Source organism: Corallococcus sp. NCSPR001, from assembly GCF_017309135.1.
Classification (GTDB): Bacteria; Myxococcota; Myxococcia; order Myxococcales; family Myxococcaceae; genus Corallococcus.
In genome coordinates this window covers 2,049,252-2,067,411 of sequence record NZ_JAFIMS010000002.1, presented here as the reverse complement: position 1 = coordinate 2,067,411, position 18,160 = coordinate 2,049,252, and the positions used below count along the sequence as shown (strand labels likewise).

Genomic DNA, 18,160 nt, shown 5'->3' with positions numbered 1-18,160 from the left:
ACGGCTCACCGGGCCCCCCCCTCAGGGCCCCGGGATGGACGGAACGACGGACGCTGACAGCTCTGCAGGATGAGCTCCGCCACCAGCGCGAGCGGCGTGCCCCCGTCGGTGGCCTTCAGCTCCACGGCGGCGCGAGGCATGCCGTAGACGACGCTGGACGCCTCGTCCTGGGCCAGGGTGACGCCCCCGGCCTGACGGATGGCCAGGAGGCCCCGCGCGCCGTCCTCGCCCATGCCAGTGAGCACGCCGCCGCCGCTGCGCCGGCCGTACGCCATGGCCAGCGAGCTCAAGAGCACGTCCCCGTTGGGGCACGGCCCGCCGGTGCTGCGCTGCAGGCGCGCCAGGCCCACGCTGTCCACCAGCAGGTCATGGCCATCCAGCGGGAAGTACACGCGGCCCGGCTCCAGCCGCTCGCCGTCCCGCGCCACGCCCACCTGGAGCTCGCACACCTGGGACAGCCAGCGCACCATGCCCTGCGTGAAGCCCACGGTGATGTGCTGCGCCACGAGCATGGGCACCGGCAGGTCGCGGGGCAGCTTGGACAGCACCTCCGCCAGCGCGGGCGGCCCACCGGTGGAGGCGACCAGGCCGAACACGTCCACCCGCGCCCCGCTGGGCACGGGCGGCGGCGCCACGGCGCGCGGACGGCGGGAGATGACGGGCACCTCCGCCATCAGGCACACCGAGTGGGCCAGCTCCCGGCCCCAGCGGCGCAGCTCCTCCGCGTTGGTGACGTTGGGCTTGCCGATGAGCTCCAGCGCTCCGGCGCTCATGGCCTGGAAGCCCAGGTCCACGCCGCGCTGCTCCGCCACCGCGCTCACCACCAGGATGCGCGCGGGGGCCTGCGACATGATGTGCCCGATGGCCGCCGGGCCATCCAGGCCGGGCAGGAGCAGGTCCATGGTGATGACGTCCGGGCGCAGCAGGCGCGCCAGCTGCACGGCGCGGTTGCCGTCCCCCGCCCGGCCCACCACTTCGATGCGCGGCTCCTCCGTGAGCAGCGCGGTGAGGGTGTTGGCCATGGTGGGCGAGTCATCCACCACGAGCACGCGAATGGGCTTTTTCGAGCTCACTCGCGGCTCCCCCGGCGGCTCATCACGTCCAGCACCTCCGCGAGCAGGCGGCCCGCGGCGCACTCGCGTTTGCTGAGGAAGCCGTCCGCCCCGGACGACAGGCCGCGCTCACGCGCCACGGCGCTGTCGTGCGCGGAGACCAGGATGACGGGCAGCGTGCGCGTGTCCTTGCGCTCGCGCAGCCGGGCAATGAGCTCGATGCCGTCCATCTCTTCCATGTCCAGGTCACAGATGACGACGTCGTAGGTGTCCGCCTGCAGCCGCTCCAGCGCCCGCGCCCCGCTGGCCGCCAGGTGCACCTGGAAGCCGCCGGCCTCCAGCATCGCCCGGTGCAGCGCGCGCGCGGTGAGCGAGTCATCCACCACCAGCGCCCGCCGGCTCACCGCGGACACCGTCACCTTCTCCGAATCCGACACCACCCAGTCCGGCCGGAGGATGAGCAGCAGCTCACCCCGGCTGAGCGTCGCCGCGCCCTGCCAGGCCGCCACCTCGCGCACCTCCGACGGCAGCGGGCGGATGACCAGGTCCCGGTCCCCCACCACCGAGTCCACGCCGAGCGCCACGCGCTTGCCGCCGCTCTGGACGATCAGCAGCGGCTGCCCCTCCGTGGGCGGAGACGACGCGCGCAGCCCCAGCCGCGCGCCCAGGTCCACCACCGGCAACAGCTGCCCCTGGTGTTCCAGGTGCGTGCGGCGCTTGCCCACGCGCAGCATGTCCGGGCGCGCCAGCTGCGTGGACTCCACCGCCAGCATGGGCAGGCCCACGAACTGCTCCAGCGCGCGCACCATCAGCACCGGGGAGCTGCCCAGGTCCACCGGCAGGGTCAACACGAAGCGCGTGCCCTGCCCGCGCGTGCTCGACACCTCGATGCGGCCCTGGAGCGACTCCACCGTGGCGCGCACCGCGTCCAGGCCCACGCCGCGCCCGGAGGTGTCCGTCACGTCCGTGCGCGTGCTGAAGCCCTCGCGGAAGATGAGCTCGCGCACCTGGTTGTCGTTGAGGCGCGCCGCCTCCTCCGCCGTGACGAGCCCGCGCTTCTCCGCGGCCTTGCGCACCTGCGCCAGGTCGATGCCGCGCCCGTCGTCGCTCGCCTCCAGGTACAGGAGGTTGCCCTGCTGCTCCACGCGCAAGGTGAGCGCGCCCTCGTGGTGCTTGCCGGCCTTCTCGCGCTCGGCGGGCATCTCCAGGCCGTGGTCCACCGCGTTGCGCAGGATGTGCACCAGCGCGCCCTGGAGCTTCTCCAGCAGGCGCCGGTCCAGCGACACCTCCGCGCCCACCACCGACAGGCGCGCTTCCTTCCCCAGCTGGCGCGACAGGTCGCGCACCATGCGCTGCAGCGGATCCAGGATGGTGCGCGTGGGGCGCGTGGTGATGGCCTTGAGGCCCTCCTCCAGCGCGTCCACGACGTCGCTCGTCTCCTCGCCGTCGGTGCGCAGCGAGCGGCCCGTGCCGGACAAGAGCGTGCGTGCCTCCGCCGTCTCCGCCAGCAGGCCCTGCTTCGCGAGCAGCGCGGACACGCGCTCCAGCTCCCGGCTGCGCTCCTCCACCCGCAGGCGCACCTCGCGCAGGCGCTCCACCTCGCGCATCAGCGACGTCACCTGGGTCGCGCTCACGCGCCACCCGGCGTCGGAGGACTCCCCCGCGGGCTCCAGCGCGGCGGGCGCTTCCGGCGGGACACTGGCCGGCGCGGCCGGGGCGGCGGGCGGCGGCTGCGCGAAGGCGCCCCCCGGCAGCACCGCGGCCTCCTCCGGGGGCGGCGCGGCGGCGACCAGTTGGGCCAGCGCGGCGGCGGGGTTCGGCAGGTCGTCCCCGCGCCCGTCCGCGTGCGCCTGGGCGCGCAGCATGAAGAGGTCCAGCCCGTGCAGCAGCACGTCCACCACCGGGCGCGGCATCTTCTGCGTGTTCGCCTTGAGCGGCGCCAGCGCGTCCTCCAGCTTGTGGGCGATGTCGCCCAGGTCCTGGAGCCCCAGCGACGCGGCGCTGCCCTTCAGCGTGTGCAGGTGCCGGCCCAGCCGCGTGTAGATCTTCGCGAGCGCGTCGTTCTCCAGCCCCTCGCGCTCCAGCTCCAGCAGGTCCATGGTGACCTTCTGGATGACCTCCTGGGCCTCCACGGCGAAGCCCGCCACCAGCGGCTGCAGCATCGGATCAACGGGCATGGCGCACTCCCCCGTCGGACCGGCCGAACAGGCGCTTCGGGTCGATGAGGTGGATGAGCTGCCGGTCGTGGGTGAAGACCTCCATCACCGGGCCCTCCGCGCGGGCGCGCGCGGCCTCCACGGACGCGAGTGGCAACGTCGTGGGGCGCGGGATCGCCTCGCAGTCGAGCGCGCACAGCTCGCCGTCGCCCCGGTCCACCACCAGCAGCACGGCGGGGTCCTGCCGCCACCCGTGGCCGCCCAGGAGCGACGCCAGGCTCAGCGCGGACAGCACCTGCCCCTGGAAGCGCAGCACGCCAATCACGGCGGGCGCGGACAGCGGCACCGGCGTCACCATGCGCAGGGGCAGCGCGGCGCGCAGCGACTCCAGCGGCAGCGCGTAGCGCTCCTCGCCCAGAGGGAACTCGGCGATCCAGTGGACCGCCTCCTCCACCGTGGACTCGCCCTGCTCGCGCAGGCGCGCGGCCCGGCGTGCGAGCAGGTCCCGCGTCTCCGATTCCAGGGTTTCGTCCACCACCAGCGGCGTCCCCTTCATTCCAGCGCCCCCAGATTCAGGTAGGCGTCAGCGGACGCCAGATAGAAGCGCGCGGGCAGCGCCTCCGGTCCATCCACCAGCGCGTCCGGTGGCAGTTGCCCTGCCCGCGTGCGCAAGGCGCGCATCAGCGGGAAGGCCGCGTCCCGGGCGCCCGCGCGCTCGCGCAGGAGCGCCAGCTCCAGCAGGCCCGGCAGGTAGTCCGGCGCCTGCTTCACGAGCAGCTCCAGCACCGCCGTCGCCCCGGCCACGTTGCCCTCTTCAATGCGCTCCAGCGCCTGCAGGTGCATCCGCGCGGGCGAGGGCGGAGGAGCCGGCGGCGGCGTGGGCGACACCGGCGTGGGCGCGGACAGCCGCCGGGGGGCGGGCGTCATGCGCGGCACGGGCACGGGCTGCGCCGCGGGCAGCTGCGCGAAGGTGCGCTCCTCCGGGCGGGGCTTGCGGAAGGCCTGCAGCTCCGGGGGCCCCTCGCGCGTGAGCCCCGGCGGCGTGCGGTCCACCTCCACCGTGCCCAGGAACAGCAGGCCCCCCGGCGCCAGCGCCCGCGCCAGGTGGACGATGGCCGCGTCGCGCGCGGACGGGGAGAAGTACGTGAGCACGTTGCGGCAGAGGATGAAGTCGAACTGCCCGAAGCGCTCCGGCAGGGGCGCCAGCAGGTTCGCCGCGGAGAAGCGCGTCACCTTGCGCACCTCCGGGAGGATGGACACCTGCCGCCCGTTGAGCAGCTCGTAGACGGGGTGCAGCGCGGGGGCGGACTCCCGGCGGGACCACGCGCCGTAGGTGCCGCGCCGCGCGGCCTCCAGGCTGGCCTCGTGCAGGTCCGTGCCCACCACCTCCACCGGCATCCCCGGGGGCGCGCACGCCAGGAGGCACGCGGCCAGCGAATAGGCCTCCTCGCCGGTGGCGCACCCGGCGCTCCAGCCGCGCAGGTGCATGGCGCCCTGGCGCAGCGCGGTCGGGATTCCCTCGTTCGTGATGTAACGGAAGTGCTCCGGCTGGCGGAAGAAGTACGTCTCCCCCACCAGGACCGCGCGCACCAGCGTGTAGGCCAGGGGCGAGCCCAGCTGCTGCAGTTCGCTCAGGACCTCCGTGGGCACGCGCCCCCGGGCCAGCTCCGCCCGAAGCACGCGCTCCACCGCGTCCTGGGCGATGGCGTCGTCCCGGAAGCCGGTGGTGTCCGCCACCACTTCCCGGGCACGGGCCAGAAGCCTCGGGTCGAGCCCCGCACTCATGCGCTCCGCTCTTCCTCCACCGGCGCGAGCAGCGCGGGCAGGTCACGCAAGAGGCCCCGCGCGATGAACACCTTCGGATCCAGGATGGGCAGCGCGCGGCCGCCCGTGCGCAGCATGCCCACGAGCCCTTCCTGCAACAGCCCGTGCTCGGCGCCGCCCACCTTCTCGCGCCGGTCGATGTCGCTCGCCTGGAACTCCTCCGGGTCCTTCACCGTGTCCACGGTGAGCGCCAGCGACACGCCCTCCACGTCGATGACCACCAGCATCCGCTCCGCGATGGACACCTTGTGCTTCACGCCCAGCCGCAGCGCCACGTCCAGCACGCACACCGCCCTGCCGCGCAGCTCCACGTACTCGCGCAGGTACGACGGCCCCGCGGGCAACGGCCGCGTCAGCGGCTGCAGGAGGACCTCCTTCACGGAGTCCAGCGGCACGGCGAACTCGCGCTCGCCCACGCTGAGCCGCAGCACCAGCATGGCCCCGCTGCGCGAGCGCCGGCGCGCGTTCTCCAGCGCCTCGCCCACGCGCAGGAGCAGCTCGTCCGCGCGGAAGGGCTTGGCCAGGAACGCCTCCGCGCCGAAGGCCAGGCACGCCTCCGCGCGCTGCTTCTCCGAGGAGATGATGATGACCGGGATGTCCGCCGTGCCCGCGTCCGCCTTCATCCGCTGGAGCACCTCGTCCCCGTCCATCTCCGGCATGGACAGGTCCAGCAGTACCGCCGCCGGGTGTAGCCGCCCCACCTTGTCCAGCGCCTCACGGCCGTTGCTGGCCGTGTGGATGGTGTAGTGCCCGGAGAGGATGGCCCGCTCCAGCGCCAGGATGGCGTCGCTGTCATCCACCAGCAGCAGGGTCGGCAGGCTCACGGTCTTCAGCCCCCGCCCAGGAACTGACGCACCGTCTTCGTCAGCTCGTCGTGGGACACGGGCTTCTGGATGAAGGCGTTGGCCCCCGCCGCCGAGCCGCGCTGGCGCAGGTCCTCTCCCTTCTCCGCCGTCAGCAGGATGACCGGCACCTTCTGCACCTGCGCCTGGGCGCTGGCGCGAACCTCCTTCACGAAGGTGATGCCATCCATGTTCGGCATGTTGATGTCGGCGATCACCACGCTCACCGGCACCAGCCGCAACAACTGCAGCGCGCGCTGCGCGTCCTCCGCCTCCACGATGCTGACCTTGAGGTTCATCAGGTAGATCTTGAGGATGTTGCGGACGGTCGGGCTGTCGTCCACCAGCAAGACGTTGGTGCTCACTGTGCCACGGCTCCTCGCGCAGGCTCCGCGGAGTGCGGGATGCGCCTGCGCTGCATGAGTGATCCTACCGTGAGCGCTCCAACGGGCGGAAGCGGGGGGCTCCCGTCCGCCGGGATGCCTGGCAGGCGGATGTCTGGACTTTCCAGGAAGGTTGGATGGATTCAGCCTTCCTTGGGCGTGGGGTTCGCAACGACCCCTTCTGCCGGTGCTTCCACCGTCTCCACCGGGGGTGCGCCCACGGCGTGATAGCCGCCGTCGACGTGAATCATCTCGCCGGTGGTGGAGGACAGCCAATCGGACAGAAGTGCACAGGCCGTCTTCGCCACGTGGTCGTGGCTGTCCTTGTCGCTCCAGCCCAGCGGCGCCTGCTTGCCCCAGTACTGGGCCAGCGCCTTGAAGCCCGGGATGCCCTTGGCCGCCACGGTGGCGAGCGGCCCCGCGGCGAGCGCGTTGACGCGGATGCCCTTGGGCCCCAGGTCGCGCGCCAGGTAGCGCACGGTGGCCTCCATGGCCGCCTTGCACACGCCCATCCAGTCATAGATGGGCCACGCCTGCCGGTTGTCGAAGTCCAGCGCCACGATGGAGCCGCCCTGGGTCATCAGCGGCGCGCACGCCACCGCCAGCTCCTTCACGGAGAAGGTGGAGATGCGGAACGCGGTCTGCGCGCTCTCCCACGGCGTGTTGAGGAAGTTTCCGCCCAGCGCGTCCTCGGGCGCGAACGCGATGGCGTGCAGCACGCCGTCCACGCGGCCCCACTTCTGCCGCAGCGACTCCGTCAGCGCCGGGAAGTGCGCCGGGTTCGTCACGTCCAGCTCCAGCACCTCCGTGCCGGGCTTGAGCCGCTTCGCGCTGCGCTCGGTGAGGGACCTGGCCCGGCCAAAACCGGTGAGGATGACCTCCGCCCCCTGCGCGATCGCGTGCTCCGCGACGCCAAAGGCCAGGGACTGCGGAGTGAGCACACCGGTGATGAGCAGCTTCTTGCCCTGAAGGAGCATGTCGGTACGTTCTCGAAAAGAAGTGAGTGGAAAGCGGGGGCGTGTGCTTACCACTCCTCCAACCGCCGTGGGGGCCCCCGGACCCCGTGTCCCGTTCGCCTCGGATGTACGTCCGTTCAGCATGCCAGGGGCCCGGGCGGCTCTTTTGAGATCCTCCCAGGTGGGGGAATCCCGTGCTCGGTGAAGCTGCGCTCACGCGGCGCATGATTCCATCTGCTCCCCCAAATGAGGCCTGGCAGCCGGGCATGACGCGGTTCAACAATCTGAGGCGAAAACCCCCCAACACGTCCCCCATCCAGTAAAAGACCCCCGCCATGGCGAATTTCCAGGACAGTTTCCTCTCGGGTGGAAACATCGACTTCATCGAGGGGCTCTACGCGCGCTTCCTCGAGGATCCGGGCAGCGTGGACGCGAGCTGGCGCGAGGTGTTCGAGCGCAACGACGGCACGGGCCGCCCCATCTTCAACACGAAGCTTCTGGAGGCCCCGACACCCGCCGCACCGGAGGGCAAGGGCAAGGGCAAGGCGAACGGCGCCGCCGTGCAGGCCGCCGCCGCGCCGCAGGCCCCGGCCGCTCCGGCGCAGGACATCGGGCTGCAGTCGAAGGTGGATCAGGCCATCACCGCCTTCCGCCTGCGCGGCCACCTGCGCGCGAAGCTGGATCCGCTGGCGCGTCCGCGCCCGCAGCTGGGCCACGTGGCGGACGTGGCGCTGATGGATGAGAACCACTTCTCCGCGAAGGAGCTGGAGCAGGCGGTGGAGTGCAACGGCGTCTTCCCGCAGCAGCGCGTGCGCCTGGCGGACCTGGTCACGCGGCTGCGCCGCACGTACTCCGACCACATCGGCGTGGAGTTCATGCAGATGCTCGACAGCGAGCGTCGCCGCTGGCTCATGAAGCGCATGGAGCACAGCGACAACCGCACGCCGTTCTCCGTGGAGGAGCAGCGCCACATCCTCACGAAGCTGTCGTACGCGGAGGGCTTCGAGAACTTCCTGCACACGAAGTACGTGGGCGCCAAGCGCTTCAGCCTGGATGGCGGCGAGGCGCTCATCCCCATGCTGGACGCGCTGCTGGAAGTGGGCAGCGGCATGGGCCTGAAGGAGCTGGTCATCGGCATGGCCCACCGCGGCCGCCTCAACGTGCTGACCAACATCCTGGGCAAGAAGCCGGATCAGATCTTCAGCGAGTTCGACGGCCCCAAGGACCCCAAGGCGTACCTGGGCCGCGGCGACGTGAAGTACCACATGGGCTTCTCGTCGGACCACGCCACGCGCGCCGGCAAGAACGTGCACCTGTCGCTGGCCTTCAACCCCAGCCACCTGGAGTGCGTGGGCCCCGTGGTGGAGGGCCGCGTGCGCGCCAAGCAGGACCGCGGAGGGGACACCGAGCGCACCGGCGTGATGCCGCTGCTCATCCACGGCGACGCGGCCTTCATCGGCCAGGGCATCACGTCGGAGACGCTGAACTTCTCCGGCCTCAAGGGCTACACCACGGGCGGCACGGTCCACATCGTCATCAACAACCAGGTGGGCTTCACCACCGACCCGTCGGACTCGCGCACCAGCATCTACTCCACCGCCATCGCGCAGATGCTGGACATCCCGGTGTTCCACGTGAACGGGGATGACCCGGAGGCGTGCGTCCACGCGGCGCGCCTGGCGGCGGAGTACCGCCAGACGTTCAAGAGCGACGTGGTCATCGACCTCATCTGCTACCGCCGCTACGGCCACAACGAGGGTGACGACCCGTCCTTCACCCAGCCGGCGATGTACGACCTCATCCGCAAGCACCCGCCCGTGCGTGCGCTGTACGCGAAGGCGCTGGCGGAAGCGGGCCGCATCAGCGCGGAGGACTCGGACGCCCTCAAGCAGCGCTGCTTCCAGGACTTCGACGCGGCGCTCACCCGCGCCCGCCAGGAGAGCCAGTTCAAGGAGCCCAACGCGTTGGAGGGCCTGTGGAAGCCCTACAAGGGCGGCCTCTTGAAGAACGCGCCCCAGGTGTCCACGGCGGTGGCCAAGCCCACCCTGCGGGACGCGCTCCAGAAGCTGGCCACGGCGCCGGAGGGCTTCAACGTCCACCGCGACGTGGAGCGCACGGTGCTCAAGAAGCGCCAGGGCATGCTGGAGAGCGAGGAGCTCCAGTGGAGCGAGGGCGAGTCGCTGGCGTACGCGACGCTCCTGTCGGAAGGCTACGGCATCCGCCTGTCCGGCCAGGACAGCGAGCGCGGCACGTTCAGCCACCGCCACGCGGTGCTGCACGACACGCAGACGGGCGCGGAGTACACGCCGCTGCGCCAGTTCGCCACCGGCAAGGCGACCTTCAACGTCTACAACAGCCCCCTGTCGGAGATGGGCGTGCTGGGCTTCGACTACGGCTATAGCCTGGACGTGCCGGACGGCCTCACCCTGTGGGAGGCCCAGTTCGGTGACTTCGCCAACGGCGCGCAGATCATCATCGACCAGTTCATCGCCGCGGCGGAGAGCAAGTGGCGCCGGCTGTCCGGTATCACGCTGCTGCTCCCGCACGGCTACGAAGGCCAGGGCCCGGAGCACTCCAGCGCGCGCCTGGAGCGCTTCCTGGACCTGTGCGCCGAGGACAACCTCCAGGTCTGCTACCCCACCACGCCCGCGCAGATCTTCCACCTGCTGCGCCGCCAGGTGCTGCGCCCCGTGCGCAAGCCGCTGGTCATCATGTCTCCCAAGAGCCTCTTGCGCCGCCCGGAGGCGACCAGCCGCATGGACGACCTGGCCACGGGCGCGTTCCAGGAAGTGATTCCGGACGCGAAGGCGGACGCCGCGAAGGTGAAGCGGCTGCTGCTGTGCAGCGGCAAGGTGTACTACGACCTGGCCAAGGCCCGGGACGAGCGCAAGGACGACTCCATCGCCATCGTGCGCTTGGAGCAGCTCTACCCGTTCCCGCAGGACGAGCTGTCCAACCTGGTGGCGAAGCTGCCGGCGCTCCAGGAGCTGTACTGGGTGCAGGAGGAGCCGCGCAACGCGGGCGGCTGGCACTTCATGTTCCCCCGCCTGCACGACCTCCTCTCCGGCCGTTCGCAGCAGCAGACGGTGAAGCTGGGCTACATCGGGCGCGCCGAGGCCGCCAGCCCCGCCACCGGTTTCACGAAGACGCACGACTACGAGCAGCAGCTCATCATCGAAGAAGCCATCCTCCGAGGACCCCAGAATGGCCGTTGAACTGAAAGTCCCGCCGCTCGGCGAATCCATCACCGAAGCCGTCGTCGGCAAGTGGAACAAGAAGCAGGGTGAGGCTGTCACCGCGGACGAGCCGCTCGTCGTGCTGGAGACCGACAAGGTCACCATCGACGTGCCGGCCCCCGCCGCGGGCAGCATCGCGTCCATCGCCTTCAAGGAGGGCGACAAGGTCCGCGTGGGTGACGTGCTGGGCACCATCGAGGCCGGTGCCGGCGCTGCCGCCTCTCCCGCAGTGGCCGCCGCCACGCCCGCGCCCGCCCAGGCCGCGGCGCCCGTGTCCACGCCCGCCGCTCCGGCCCAGGCCGGCAGCGACGCGCGCATCACCCCCACCGCGAAGAAGATGGCGGAGGAGAACCGGGTGGACGTGGGCCAGCTGAAGGGCTCCGGCACCGGTGGCCGCATCATGAAGGAGGACGTGCAGGGTCAGTTGAACCGCCCGTCCGCGCCCCCGGCCCCGGCCGCGCCGTCCGGTCCCCGCCCCAACGCCGCGCGCGAGGAGCGCGTGCGCATGACGCCGCTGCGCAAGCGCGTGGCGGAGCGCCTCCTCCAGGCCCAGTCCAACGCCGCCCTGCTCACCACCTTCAACGAGGTGGACATGGGCGAGGTGATGGCGCTGCGCAAGAAGTACAACGACAAGTTCCAGGCGAAGCACGGCGTGAAGCTCGGGTTCATGAGCTTCTTCATCCGTGCGTCCGTGGAGGCCCTCAAGGCGTTCCCGCAGATCAACGCGGAGATCGACGGCGAGGACGTCATCTTCAAGCACTACTACGACATCGGCGTGGCCGTGAGCGGCAGCCGTGGCCTGGTGGTGCCGGTGGTGCGTGACGCGGACAAGCTGTCGCTCGCGGACCTGGAGAAGACGGTCGGTGACTACGGCGGCCGTGCGCGCAACGACAAGCTGACGATGGCCGACCTCACGGGCGGCACGTTCACCATCACCAACGGCGGCATCTTCGGCTCCATGCTGTCCACGCCCATCCTGAACCCGCCGCAGACGGGCATCCTGGGCATGCACAACATCGTGGAGCGCCCCGTGGCCCGCGACGGTCAGGTGGTCATCCGGCCCATCATGTACATCGCCCTGACGTACGACCACCGCCTGGTGGACGGCCGGGAGGCGGTGCAGTTCCTGGTGCGCGTGAAGGAGTGCATCGAGGACCCCGAGCGCCTGCTGCTCGACATCTGACTTACTCCCCCGCACATGACAGTGCGGGGTTGCAAGTCGGGCAATCCCGGAGGGCCGGCTGGACTTCCAGTCGGCCCTTTCACTACAAATAGCTCTGTCTCCCGGTCGTCGGGCAGAACGGGTGGCCTTCCCCACGGCTGCCCTGCAAACGCAAGGAAGCGCAATGGCAACTGGTACCGTGAAGTGGTTCAACGACGCGAAGGGCTTCGGCTTCATCACCCAGGACGGCGGCGGCGAGGACGTGTTCTGCCACCACACCGCCATCAACATGGATGGGTTCCGCACGCTGGCCGAAGGCCAGAAGGTGGAGTTCGAAGTCACCAAGGGCCCGAAGGGCCTGCAGGCGCAGAACGTCCGCGCGGCGTGAAGTGACGCGTCTCAGCCATTCCTCACGGACTGGTTGAAGCAACAGAGGCCCGGTCCCCGAAAGGGAGCCGGGCCTCTGCCTTTGCAGCGTCTTCGCCGCGCGGCCTACTTCTTCAGGTTCTGCTCGAAGTGGGCGATGACGCGCTCGTACTGGCGCTCGGTGATGAGCGGATCCGGCACCATGTGCGTGAGGCCGGACAGGGGCAGGAGCTGGTGCGGCTTGCCCGCGCGGAAGAGCGCGTCCGACAGCTTCAGCGTGTGGAAGAAGTACACGTTGTCATCCGCGGTGCCGTGGATGAGCAGCAGCGCGCCAATGGGGCTGTCCTTCTTCGCGTACGTCAGCAGGCTGCTGACCTCGTAGGCCTGGGGCGTCTCCTCGGGCAGGCCCAGGTAGCGCTCGGTGTAGTGCGTGTCGTAGTCGCGCCAGTCCACCACCGGGGCGCCGGACACCGCGGCCTTGAAGAAGTCCGGGCGCTTCAGCGCGGCGAGCGCCGCCATGTAGCCGCCGAAGCTCCAGCCGGTGATGCCCACGCGGGAGAGGTCCATCTCCGGGACCTCCTTGGCCAGCGCCTGCACCGCTTCAATCTGGTCATCCAGGGTGACGGTGGCGAAGTCGTTCTTCACCGCGCGGTTCCACTCGGAGGTGCGCAGCGGCGTGCCGCGGCCGTCCACCTTCACCACCAGGAAGCCGTGGTCCGCGAACCACTGGCTGAGCAGGTGCGCGGCCATGGACTGGTGCACCACGGTGACGGTGGGGCCCGCGTAGACCTCCACGATGACGGGCAGCTTCTGGCCGGGCTTGAAGTCGCGCGGCTTCACCAGGGACGTCCAGAACTTCTTCGCGCCCACCTGACGGATCTCGAAGTTCGGCGTGAAGGACGGCTCCTGCGCCACCTCCGGCAGCTCGCCCAGCTTCGTGCCGTCACCCTTGAGCACCACCGTGCGCGGCATGCTCTTGGGGCCCTGCGTGTTGAGGACGATGAGGCCCCCGTTCTTGGACACGAGCCCGTTCTCCACCGCCGGGCCGCTGGTGCCCGTGGCCACCTGCTCCGGGGCGCCGCCCATCTTCACGCGCCACAGGTGGCTCTGCGTGGGGTTCGGGTCGCCGGTGAAGAAGAGCGTCTTGTCCGCCTGCACGAAGCGCGACAGGTTGCGGTAGCCCGCGTCCGGCTTCACCACGGAGCGGTCCAGCTCACCCGTCGCCTTGCGCAGCTCCACCTCCGGGCCGCCGTTGCGCTCGGTGTACCAGAGGAAGCCGGAGCCATCCTCCAGCCACAGCGGGTAGTCCTGCGCGAGCTCCACCCAGGCGTTGTCCTTCTCCGTGAGGAGCACGCGCGTCTTGCCCGTGGCCGGGTCCACCGCCAGCACCTGCTCCTCCGTCTGGAGCCGGTTCTGCACCACGAGGGTGAGCGGCCCGCCCTTGTCCCACTTCACGGTGGCCAGGTACGGGTACTTCTGCGCGTCCCACTGCGCCCACACCGTCTTGCCGCCGGTGACGGGCGTGACGCCCAGGCGCACCTTCGCGTTGGCCTTGCCGGGGCGGGGGTACGGGAAGATCTCCCCGCCCTTCTCCGGGTGCATCACGTCCACGATGGTGAGCTTCTCCACGTCGGACGTGTCGGACTCCGTGTACGCGATGGACTTCGAATCCGGGCTCCACCAGTAGCCGGCGAAGCGGCTCATCTCCTCCTGCGCCACGAACTCCGCCAGGCCGTGCGTCTTCTGCGCCGTCCCACCCTGCGTGACGCGCTTCTCTCGGTTGGCCGCCAGGTCCACCCGGTACACGTCGTGCTCACGGACGTACGCTACCTGCTTGCCGTCCGGCGACAGGCGCGGGTCGATGACGCCGGGGCCCGTCTTCAGCTCCGTGGACTTCCCCGTGGCGCGGTCCACCACGTAGAGCCGGCCGGAGAGGGGCACCAGCAGCTGGGTGCCGTCCTCGGAGAGGCTGTAGGAGGTGAAGCCCCGGGCGCTCACGCGCATGCGCTCGCGGCGGGCCTTCTCCTCGGGGGACAGCGTCTCTTCCGAGCCCTTGAGCAGGGCCTCCGGCGTGAGCAGCTCACGCGCCTGACCGCCGGCCACGTCGAACGCGTAGAGCATCTGCACGTTGGACGTGGGGGAGGTGCGCAGGAAGAGGACGGACTTCTCGTCCGGAGTGATGCGCGTGCCCACCGGGCGGCCGCTCTGGAAGCGGCGCGTTTCGGCGTACTGACGCAGGAAGGTGTCCGGCTGCTTTTGCGAAGGGGCCATGGCGGAGGGTTTGCGCTCCTGGGCGATGGAGGGGGCGCTGCTCATGAGGAGAAGCGCGGCGGCGGTAAGGACCTGACGCATGCGTAGCTGAATCCCCGCGCGGGGCGGGGCTCCTTTCGCGGGAAGGTGCGGGCAAGCCTACACTCCGGCCACCGCGCGGCCCCCTCAACGTCCGGCCCAGGAGAGGATTCCCACCCCCAATGAACCCGAAAAATGACGACGCCCTGCGCCACCTGCGCCTCGCGGGCGTGGTGCGGCTGGGCCTGGGTGGAGGCCGGGGGCCGACGGACGCCTATGTGTTCGACCCGCATCGGCTCGCGCTGCCCGCGTGGGCGTGCGCCCTGGGCGACGCGGGTCCCCCTGCCCTGCTCGTCACGCTGGACCGGCACCTGGACATCGTCGTGCCCGAGCATCCCGCCGACATGCCGGACCGCTCCGCCGGCCTGCACGCGCTGGACGAGCACGCGAGGTGGAAGCTGGACGTGCGCAACTACGACCACATCCTCGCGGCCATGGAGGCGAACCTCGTGGGCGACGCGCTCATCATCGCGCGCACCCGGCCCCGGGGCTCCTTCGCCGGGGACGCCTACGTGGACACGCGTGGCCGCACGCACCGCATCGCGACGGTGACGACCGTGGACCGCGCGGCGGAGGCGTACGTGCACCCCGGCCCCACGGACGCGGTGCGCGACGTGCTGGAGGCCGCGTCCGCCGTGCTGCTGGACGTGGACCTGGACTGCTTCACCAGCCTGAGCGACGCGGACCCCACCACCGTGCTCCCGTGGCCAAAGGCCGTCATCCGCGAGTTCCTCCTGCCCTCTGACTCGGAGCCCTTCTGGGACGCGGTGCTGGGCAAGGCGGTGGCGCTGACGCTCGCGCGCGAGCCGCATCACTGTGGCGGGCTGCTCGCGTCCGGGGAGCTGTTCCGCGACGTGGCGGAGGTCCTCTTCCGCGAATTGCTCCGCGTCGAACCGCCCTGAGCCGCGTCAAGGAGAGTCGAGGAAGCTGGGCCGGTAGTCCGTCACCTGCCCGCTGCTGAGCGACAGGCGGCTGCCCACGGGGGGACGGTCTCCGTTGAGCACGTAGCCGAAGTCGATGCGGAACGGGAACACGTTGAACTGGGGGAACAGCACCCGCAGGCCCACGCCCACGGTGGTCACCATCTCCGGGCGTTCGTTGAAGGCGCTGCCCGAGTCGAGGAAGAACACGCCGCCCAGGTGCACCGTGCGCACGACGAGCGGCGCGGTGCGGTACTCCAGGTTCACCAGCAACAGCCGCCTGCCGGAGTACGCATCCACCGCCGCGCCGCGCAGGCCGTTGCTGCCGCCCAAGAGGCTCACGCGCTCGGCCAGGTCGTCGATGTTCACGTCCAGCAGGCCGCGCGCCACGAAGCGCCCCCCGAGCACGCGCGGCGACACCTGCACCAGCTCCGCGGCCCAGCGGCGGTTCGTCCAGCCCTCCTTCACGCCCGGCTGCTGGGCGCTGAACTGCTGGCGGATGGACGCGGCCGCGGACGCGGTGGTGAGCGCGTCCCCCCAGTGCACGCGGTAGCGGAGGGACAGGCCCCCTTCCGCGAAGTGCGCGGCGGAGGGGAACACCGGCGGCGCGTAGCGCAGCGTGGCCAGCACGGAGTGCCCCAGCTGGAAGTCCTCCGACAGCGTGTATGAGTCCACGTTGCGAAGCACGTCGTAGCGGGCCTCGAAGGCGCTCAAGGAGAAGTTCGCGTACCCCGCGTCCTCCGCGCGCGGCAGGTAGTTGCGGCGGAACCAGTCCTCTTGCGCGCCGGTGAGCTGGGACGCCACCGGCGCGGCGTAGGCGTAGTGGTAGGCCCCCGCGCCCATGCCCACGTTCCACTTGTAGCGCTGGCCGTAGGAGCGCGTGTACGTGGCGCCCGCGGCCACCTCGCGCGCGTTGTAGATGTACGGCACGGGCTCGCCGTCCGGGAACGGGAGCTGCCAGATGTCCGCGCCCCGGAACTGCCGCGCGGTCTCCATGTTCCACGCCACGGACGTGCTCAGGCTCCACGGCGTGGCCAGCGAATACAGCGGCCGGCTGACGACCAGGCTCCCGCGCGAGCCCTCCGCCTTGCCCGTGTCGCGATTGATCAGCACCGCGGCGGACTCCGTCAGCGACCAGCGGCTGCCGAGCACACGCCGGTCCGTGTAGCTCTGGCCGAAGCTGAACGTGTCCAGGCGCATGATGAAGTCCAGCGCCACCTTCTTGCCGCGCCCCAGGAAGTTCTGCTCCGTGCCCTGCAAGCGCAGGTAGAGCAGCAGCGAGCCCACGGCGGAGAACTCGTTGTTGAGCCGCAGCGACCACAGGTCCTTGGTCACCAGCAGCAGCGCGACCTTGTCCGGGGCGCTGCCCTTCACCGGCACCGCGCGCACGACGGAGAACAGGCCCAGCTTGCGCAGGTTGCGCACCGACTCCGCGACGAGCGCCTCCGAGTACGGCTGCCCCGGCGTAATCAACACCTCCTGACGCACGACCTCATCGCGGGTGCGGACGTGGAAGATGTTGAGCAGCGATGGATACGGATCCATCGGCGCGACGACCTCTTCCGCGGTGACGAGCACCTCCTCCAGCATCTTGCCCTGGGGCTCAGGCTCCACCTGACGCTCGACCTCGCCCAGGCCCCAGGCGATGAGCGCCTCCTCGTAGTTCTTCGTGCGCTCCGCGTCCGAGGTGGCCACGGGCGCCTGCGTGCCCTCCGGCCCCACCGGGACCTGCTCCGAGCGGGGCGGTGCCGCGACCTCCGTGTTCGACACGCCCGACGGCTCGACGTCCGGCGAGCGCACCGGCGCATCCGGCGCATCCGGCGGCGTGACGTCCTGGGGTTTGCCGGCGCCTTCAGGCTCGGGCGGAGTGGGCGTATCGGAAGGCGACGCCTGTCCCGTCGCGACGAGCACGGTCAGCAGCAGGACGGACAGTGGGAGCGGCACGCGCGCATCCTGTCATGCGCTGGGCCTGCCGCCAGCCTCCCCTCACTCCAGCGCGGTGCGCAGGTCGCCCGGCCGGGCCATGGGCAGCTTCTCCCCCTTCGCGATGGCCGCCACGATGCGCGCCAGCTGATCCACCCCGTCCGACAGCGCCGCCGGCCCCGGCTGGAGGATGTAGGAACTCCTCACTTCGTAGAGCTGGTCGTCCACCACCGCCCGCACGCCGGACCAACCCGGCCGGGAGGCAATCTTCTCCCGCTTCGCCTTGCGCCCGCACCAGCTGGCGATGACGCCCTCCGGGTCGCGCCGGGCCACCTCCTCCGGGTCGAAGATGCGGCCCTTCGCCCCCTGCGACGCGCGCGACTCCTGGCACACGTCCACCCCACCCACCACCTCCACCAGCTCCGAACACCAGCGGATGCCGGAGATGAGCGGCTCGTGCCACTCCTCGAAGAAGATGCGCGGCCGCTTCGGCAGCGACTGCGCCGCGTCCGAGTGGCGCTCCAGGTTCTTCTCCAGCTCCACCGCCAGCGCCTCCGCTGCTTCCGCGCGCCCCACCAGCGCCCCGGTGAGCCGCACCGCCTGCAATATCTCCGCGAGCGAGCGCTGGTTGAACAGGTACACGGGCACCCCGCGCTTGCACAGCTCCCGGCCGATGTCCGCCTGCAGGTCGCTGAAGCCCAGCACCAGGTCCGGCTTCAGCTCCAATATCCGCTCGAAGTTCGCGTCCAGGAACGAGCTGACCCGCGGCTTCTTGCGCGCCTCCGGAGGCCGCACCGTGAACCCCGACACGCCCACCACGAGGTCCCCCGCGCCAATGCGGTAGAGCACCTCCGTCGTCTCCTCCGTCAGGCACACCACCCGCCGCGGATAGCGCGGCGCGGACGACAACAGCGCGGACAGCAGGGCATTCATGCGGGAGACCCTAACCCGCCCCAGCCCCCGGCACCGGGGATGACGCGACGCACCAGCG

14 protein-coding genes are annotated in these 18,160 nt (G+C 70.8%); 4 read left to right on the top strand and 10 right to left on the bottom strand.

Annotated features, from left to right (window positions below):
* Positions 1-5: 5 nt before the first annotated feature.
* The 7 genes from JYJ93_RS10575 to fabI form a co-directional block, all read right to left on the bottom strand.
* Positions 6-1,073, bottom strand: coding sequence for a chemotaxis protein CheB (locus JYJ93_RS10575; RefSeq protein WP_206788974.1), 1,068 nt, complete (start codon positions 1,071-1,073; stop codon positions 6-8).
* Positions 1,070-3,229 carry a response regulator gene (locus JYJ93_RS10570; protein ID WP_206788972.1) on the bottom strand — a complete coding sequence of 720 codons (2,160 nt, stop codon included), beginning with the start codon at positions 3,227-3,229 and terminating at the stop codon, positions 1,070-1,072. The genes JYJ93_RS10575 and JYJ93_RS10570 overlap by 4 nt, the downstream gene beginning before the upstream one ends.
* Positions 3,219-3,764, bottom strand: a complete 546-nt coding sequence (locus JYJ93_RS10565) for a chemotaxis protein CheW (protein ID WP_206788969.1) — start codon at positions 3,762-3,764, stop codon at positions 3,219-3,221. Before JYJ93_RS10565 ends, JYJ93_RS10570 begins: the two co-directional genes overlap by 11 nt.
* Complete coding sequence (locus JYJ93_RS10560) at positions 3,761-4,993, bottom strand: CheR family methyltransferase (protein ID WP_206788960.1); 1,233 nt, start codon at positions 4,991-4,993, stop codon at positions 3,761-3,763. The genes JYJ93_RS10565 and JYJ93_RS10560 overlap by 4 nt, the downstream gene beginning before the upstream one ends.
* Positions 4,990-5,856, bottom strand: coding sequence for a response regulator (locus JYJ93_RS10555; protein WP_206788958.1), 867 nt, complete (start codon positions 5,854-5,856; stop codon positions 4,990-4,992). The genes JYJ93_RS10560 and JYJ93_RS10555 overlap by 4 nt, the downstream gene beginning before the upstream one ends.
* Before the next feature lie 5 nt (positions 5,857-5,861).
* Positions 5,862-6,239, bottom strand: coding sequence for a response regulator (locus JYJ93_RS10550; RefSeq protein WP_014399355.1), 378 nt, complete (start codon positions 6,237-6,239; stop codon positions 5,862-5,864).
* Between the two features lie 161 nt (positions 6,240-6,400).
* Positions 6,401-7,234, bottom strand: a complete 834-nt coding sequence (gene fabI, locus JYJ93_RS10545) for an enoyl-ACP reductase FabI (RefSeq protein WP_206788949.1) — start codon at positions 7,232-7,234, stop codon at positions 6,401-6,403.
* Between the two features lie 314 nt (positions 7,235-7,548).
* Between fabI and JYJ93_RS10540 the strand changes: the two genes are divergently transcribed.
* The 3 genes from JYJ93_RS10540 (at position 7,549) to JYJ93_RS10530 (ending at position 11,999) form a co-directional block, all read left to right on the top strand.
* Complete coding sequence (locus JYJ93_RS10540) at positions 7,549-10,428, top strand: 2-oxoglutarate dehydrogenase E1 component (RefSeq protein ID WP_206788946.1); 2,880 nt, start codon at positions 7,549-7,551, stop codon at positions 10,426-10,428.
* Positions 10,418-11,632, top strand: coding sequence for a 2-oxoglutarate dehydrogenase complex dihydrolipoyllysine-residue succinyltransferase (gene odhB / locus JYJ93_RS10535; protein WP_206788944.1), 1,215 nt, complete (start codon positions 10,418-10,420; stop codon positions 11,630-11,632). The genes JYJ93_RS10540 and odhB overlap by 11 nt, the downstream gene beginning before the upstream one ends.
* A 163-nt stretch (positions 11,633-11,795) precedes the next feature.
* A complete protein-coding gene (locus JYJ93_RS10530) occupies positions 11,796-11,999 on the top strand; it encodes a cold-shock protein (RefSeq protein WP_014397260.1) in 204 nt (67 codons plus the stop codon).
* A gap of 104 nt (positions 12,000-12,103) precedes the next feature.
* Here JYJ93_RS10530 and JYJ93_RS10525 read toward each other — a convergent pair whose 3' ends face one another.
* Positions 12,104-14,329, bottom strand: coding sequence for a S9 family peptidase (locus JYJ93_RS10525; protein WP_206788942.1), 2,226 nt, complete (start codon positions 14,327-14,329; stop codon positions 12,104-12,106).
* A 119-nt stretch (positions 14,330-14,448) separates the two neighbouring features.
* Here JYJ93_RS10525 and JYJ93_RS10520 point away from each other — a divergent pair, with 119 nt between their 5' ends.
* Entirely contained in the window at positions 14,449-15,228 is a 780-nt protein-coding gene (locus tag JYJ93_RS10520) for a UPF0489 family protein (protein ID WP_206788929.1), read from the top strand.
* 6 nt (positions 15,229-15,234) lie between these two features.
* On the opposite strand, the gene JYJ93_RS10515 is transcribed toward JYJ93_RS10520, so the two are convergent.
* Together JYJ93_RS10515 and JYJ93_RS10510 are read right to left on the bottom strand one after the other, a co-directional pair.
* Positions 15,235-17,190: a BamA/TamA family outer membrane protein gene (locus JYJ93_RS10515; protein ID WP_206788927.1), complete on the bottom strand. Its 1,956-nt coding sequence runs from the start codon at positions 17,188-17,190 to the stop codon at positions 15,235-15,237.
* 42 nt (positions 17,191-17,232) lie between these two features.
* The gene (locus tag JYJ93_RS10510; protein ID WP_206788918.1) at positions 17,233-18,102 is read right to left on the bottom strand and encodes an ABC transporter substrate-binding protein; all 870 of its coding nucleotides are present in this window, start codon (positions 18,100-18,102) and stop codon (positions 17,233-17,235) included.
* Positions 18,103-18,160 lie beyond the last annotated feature (58 nt).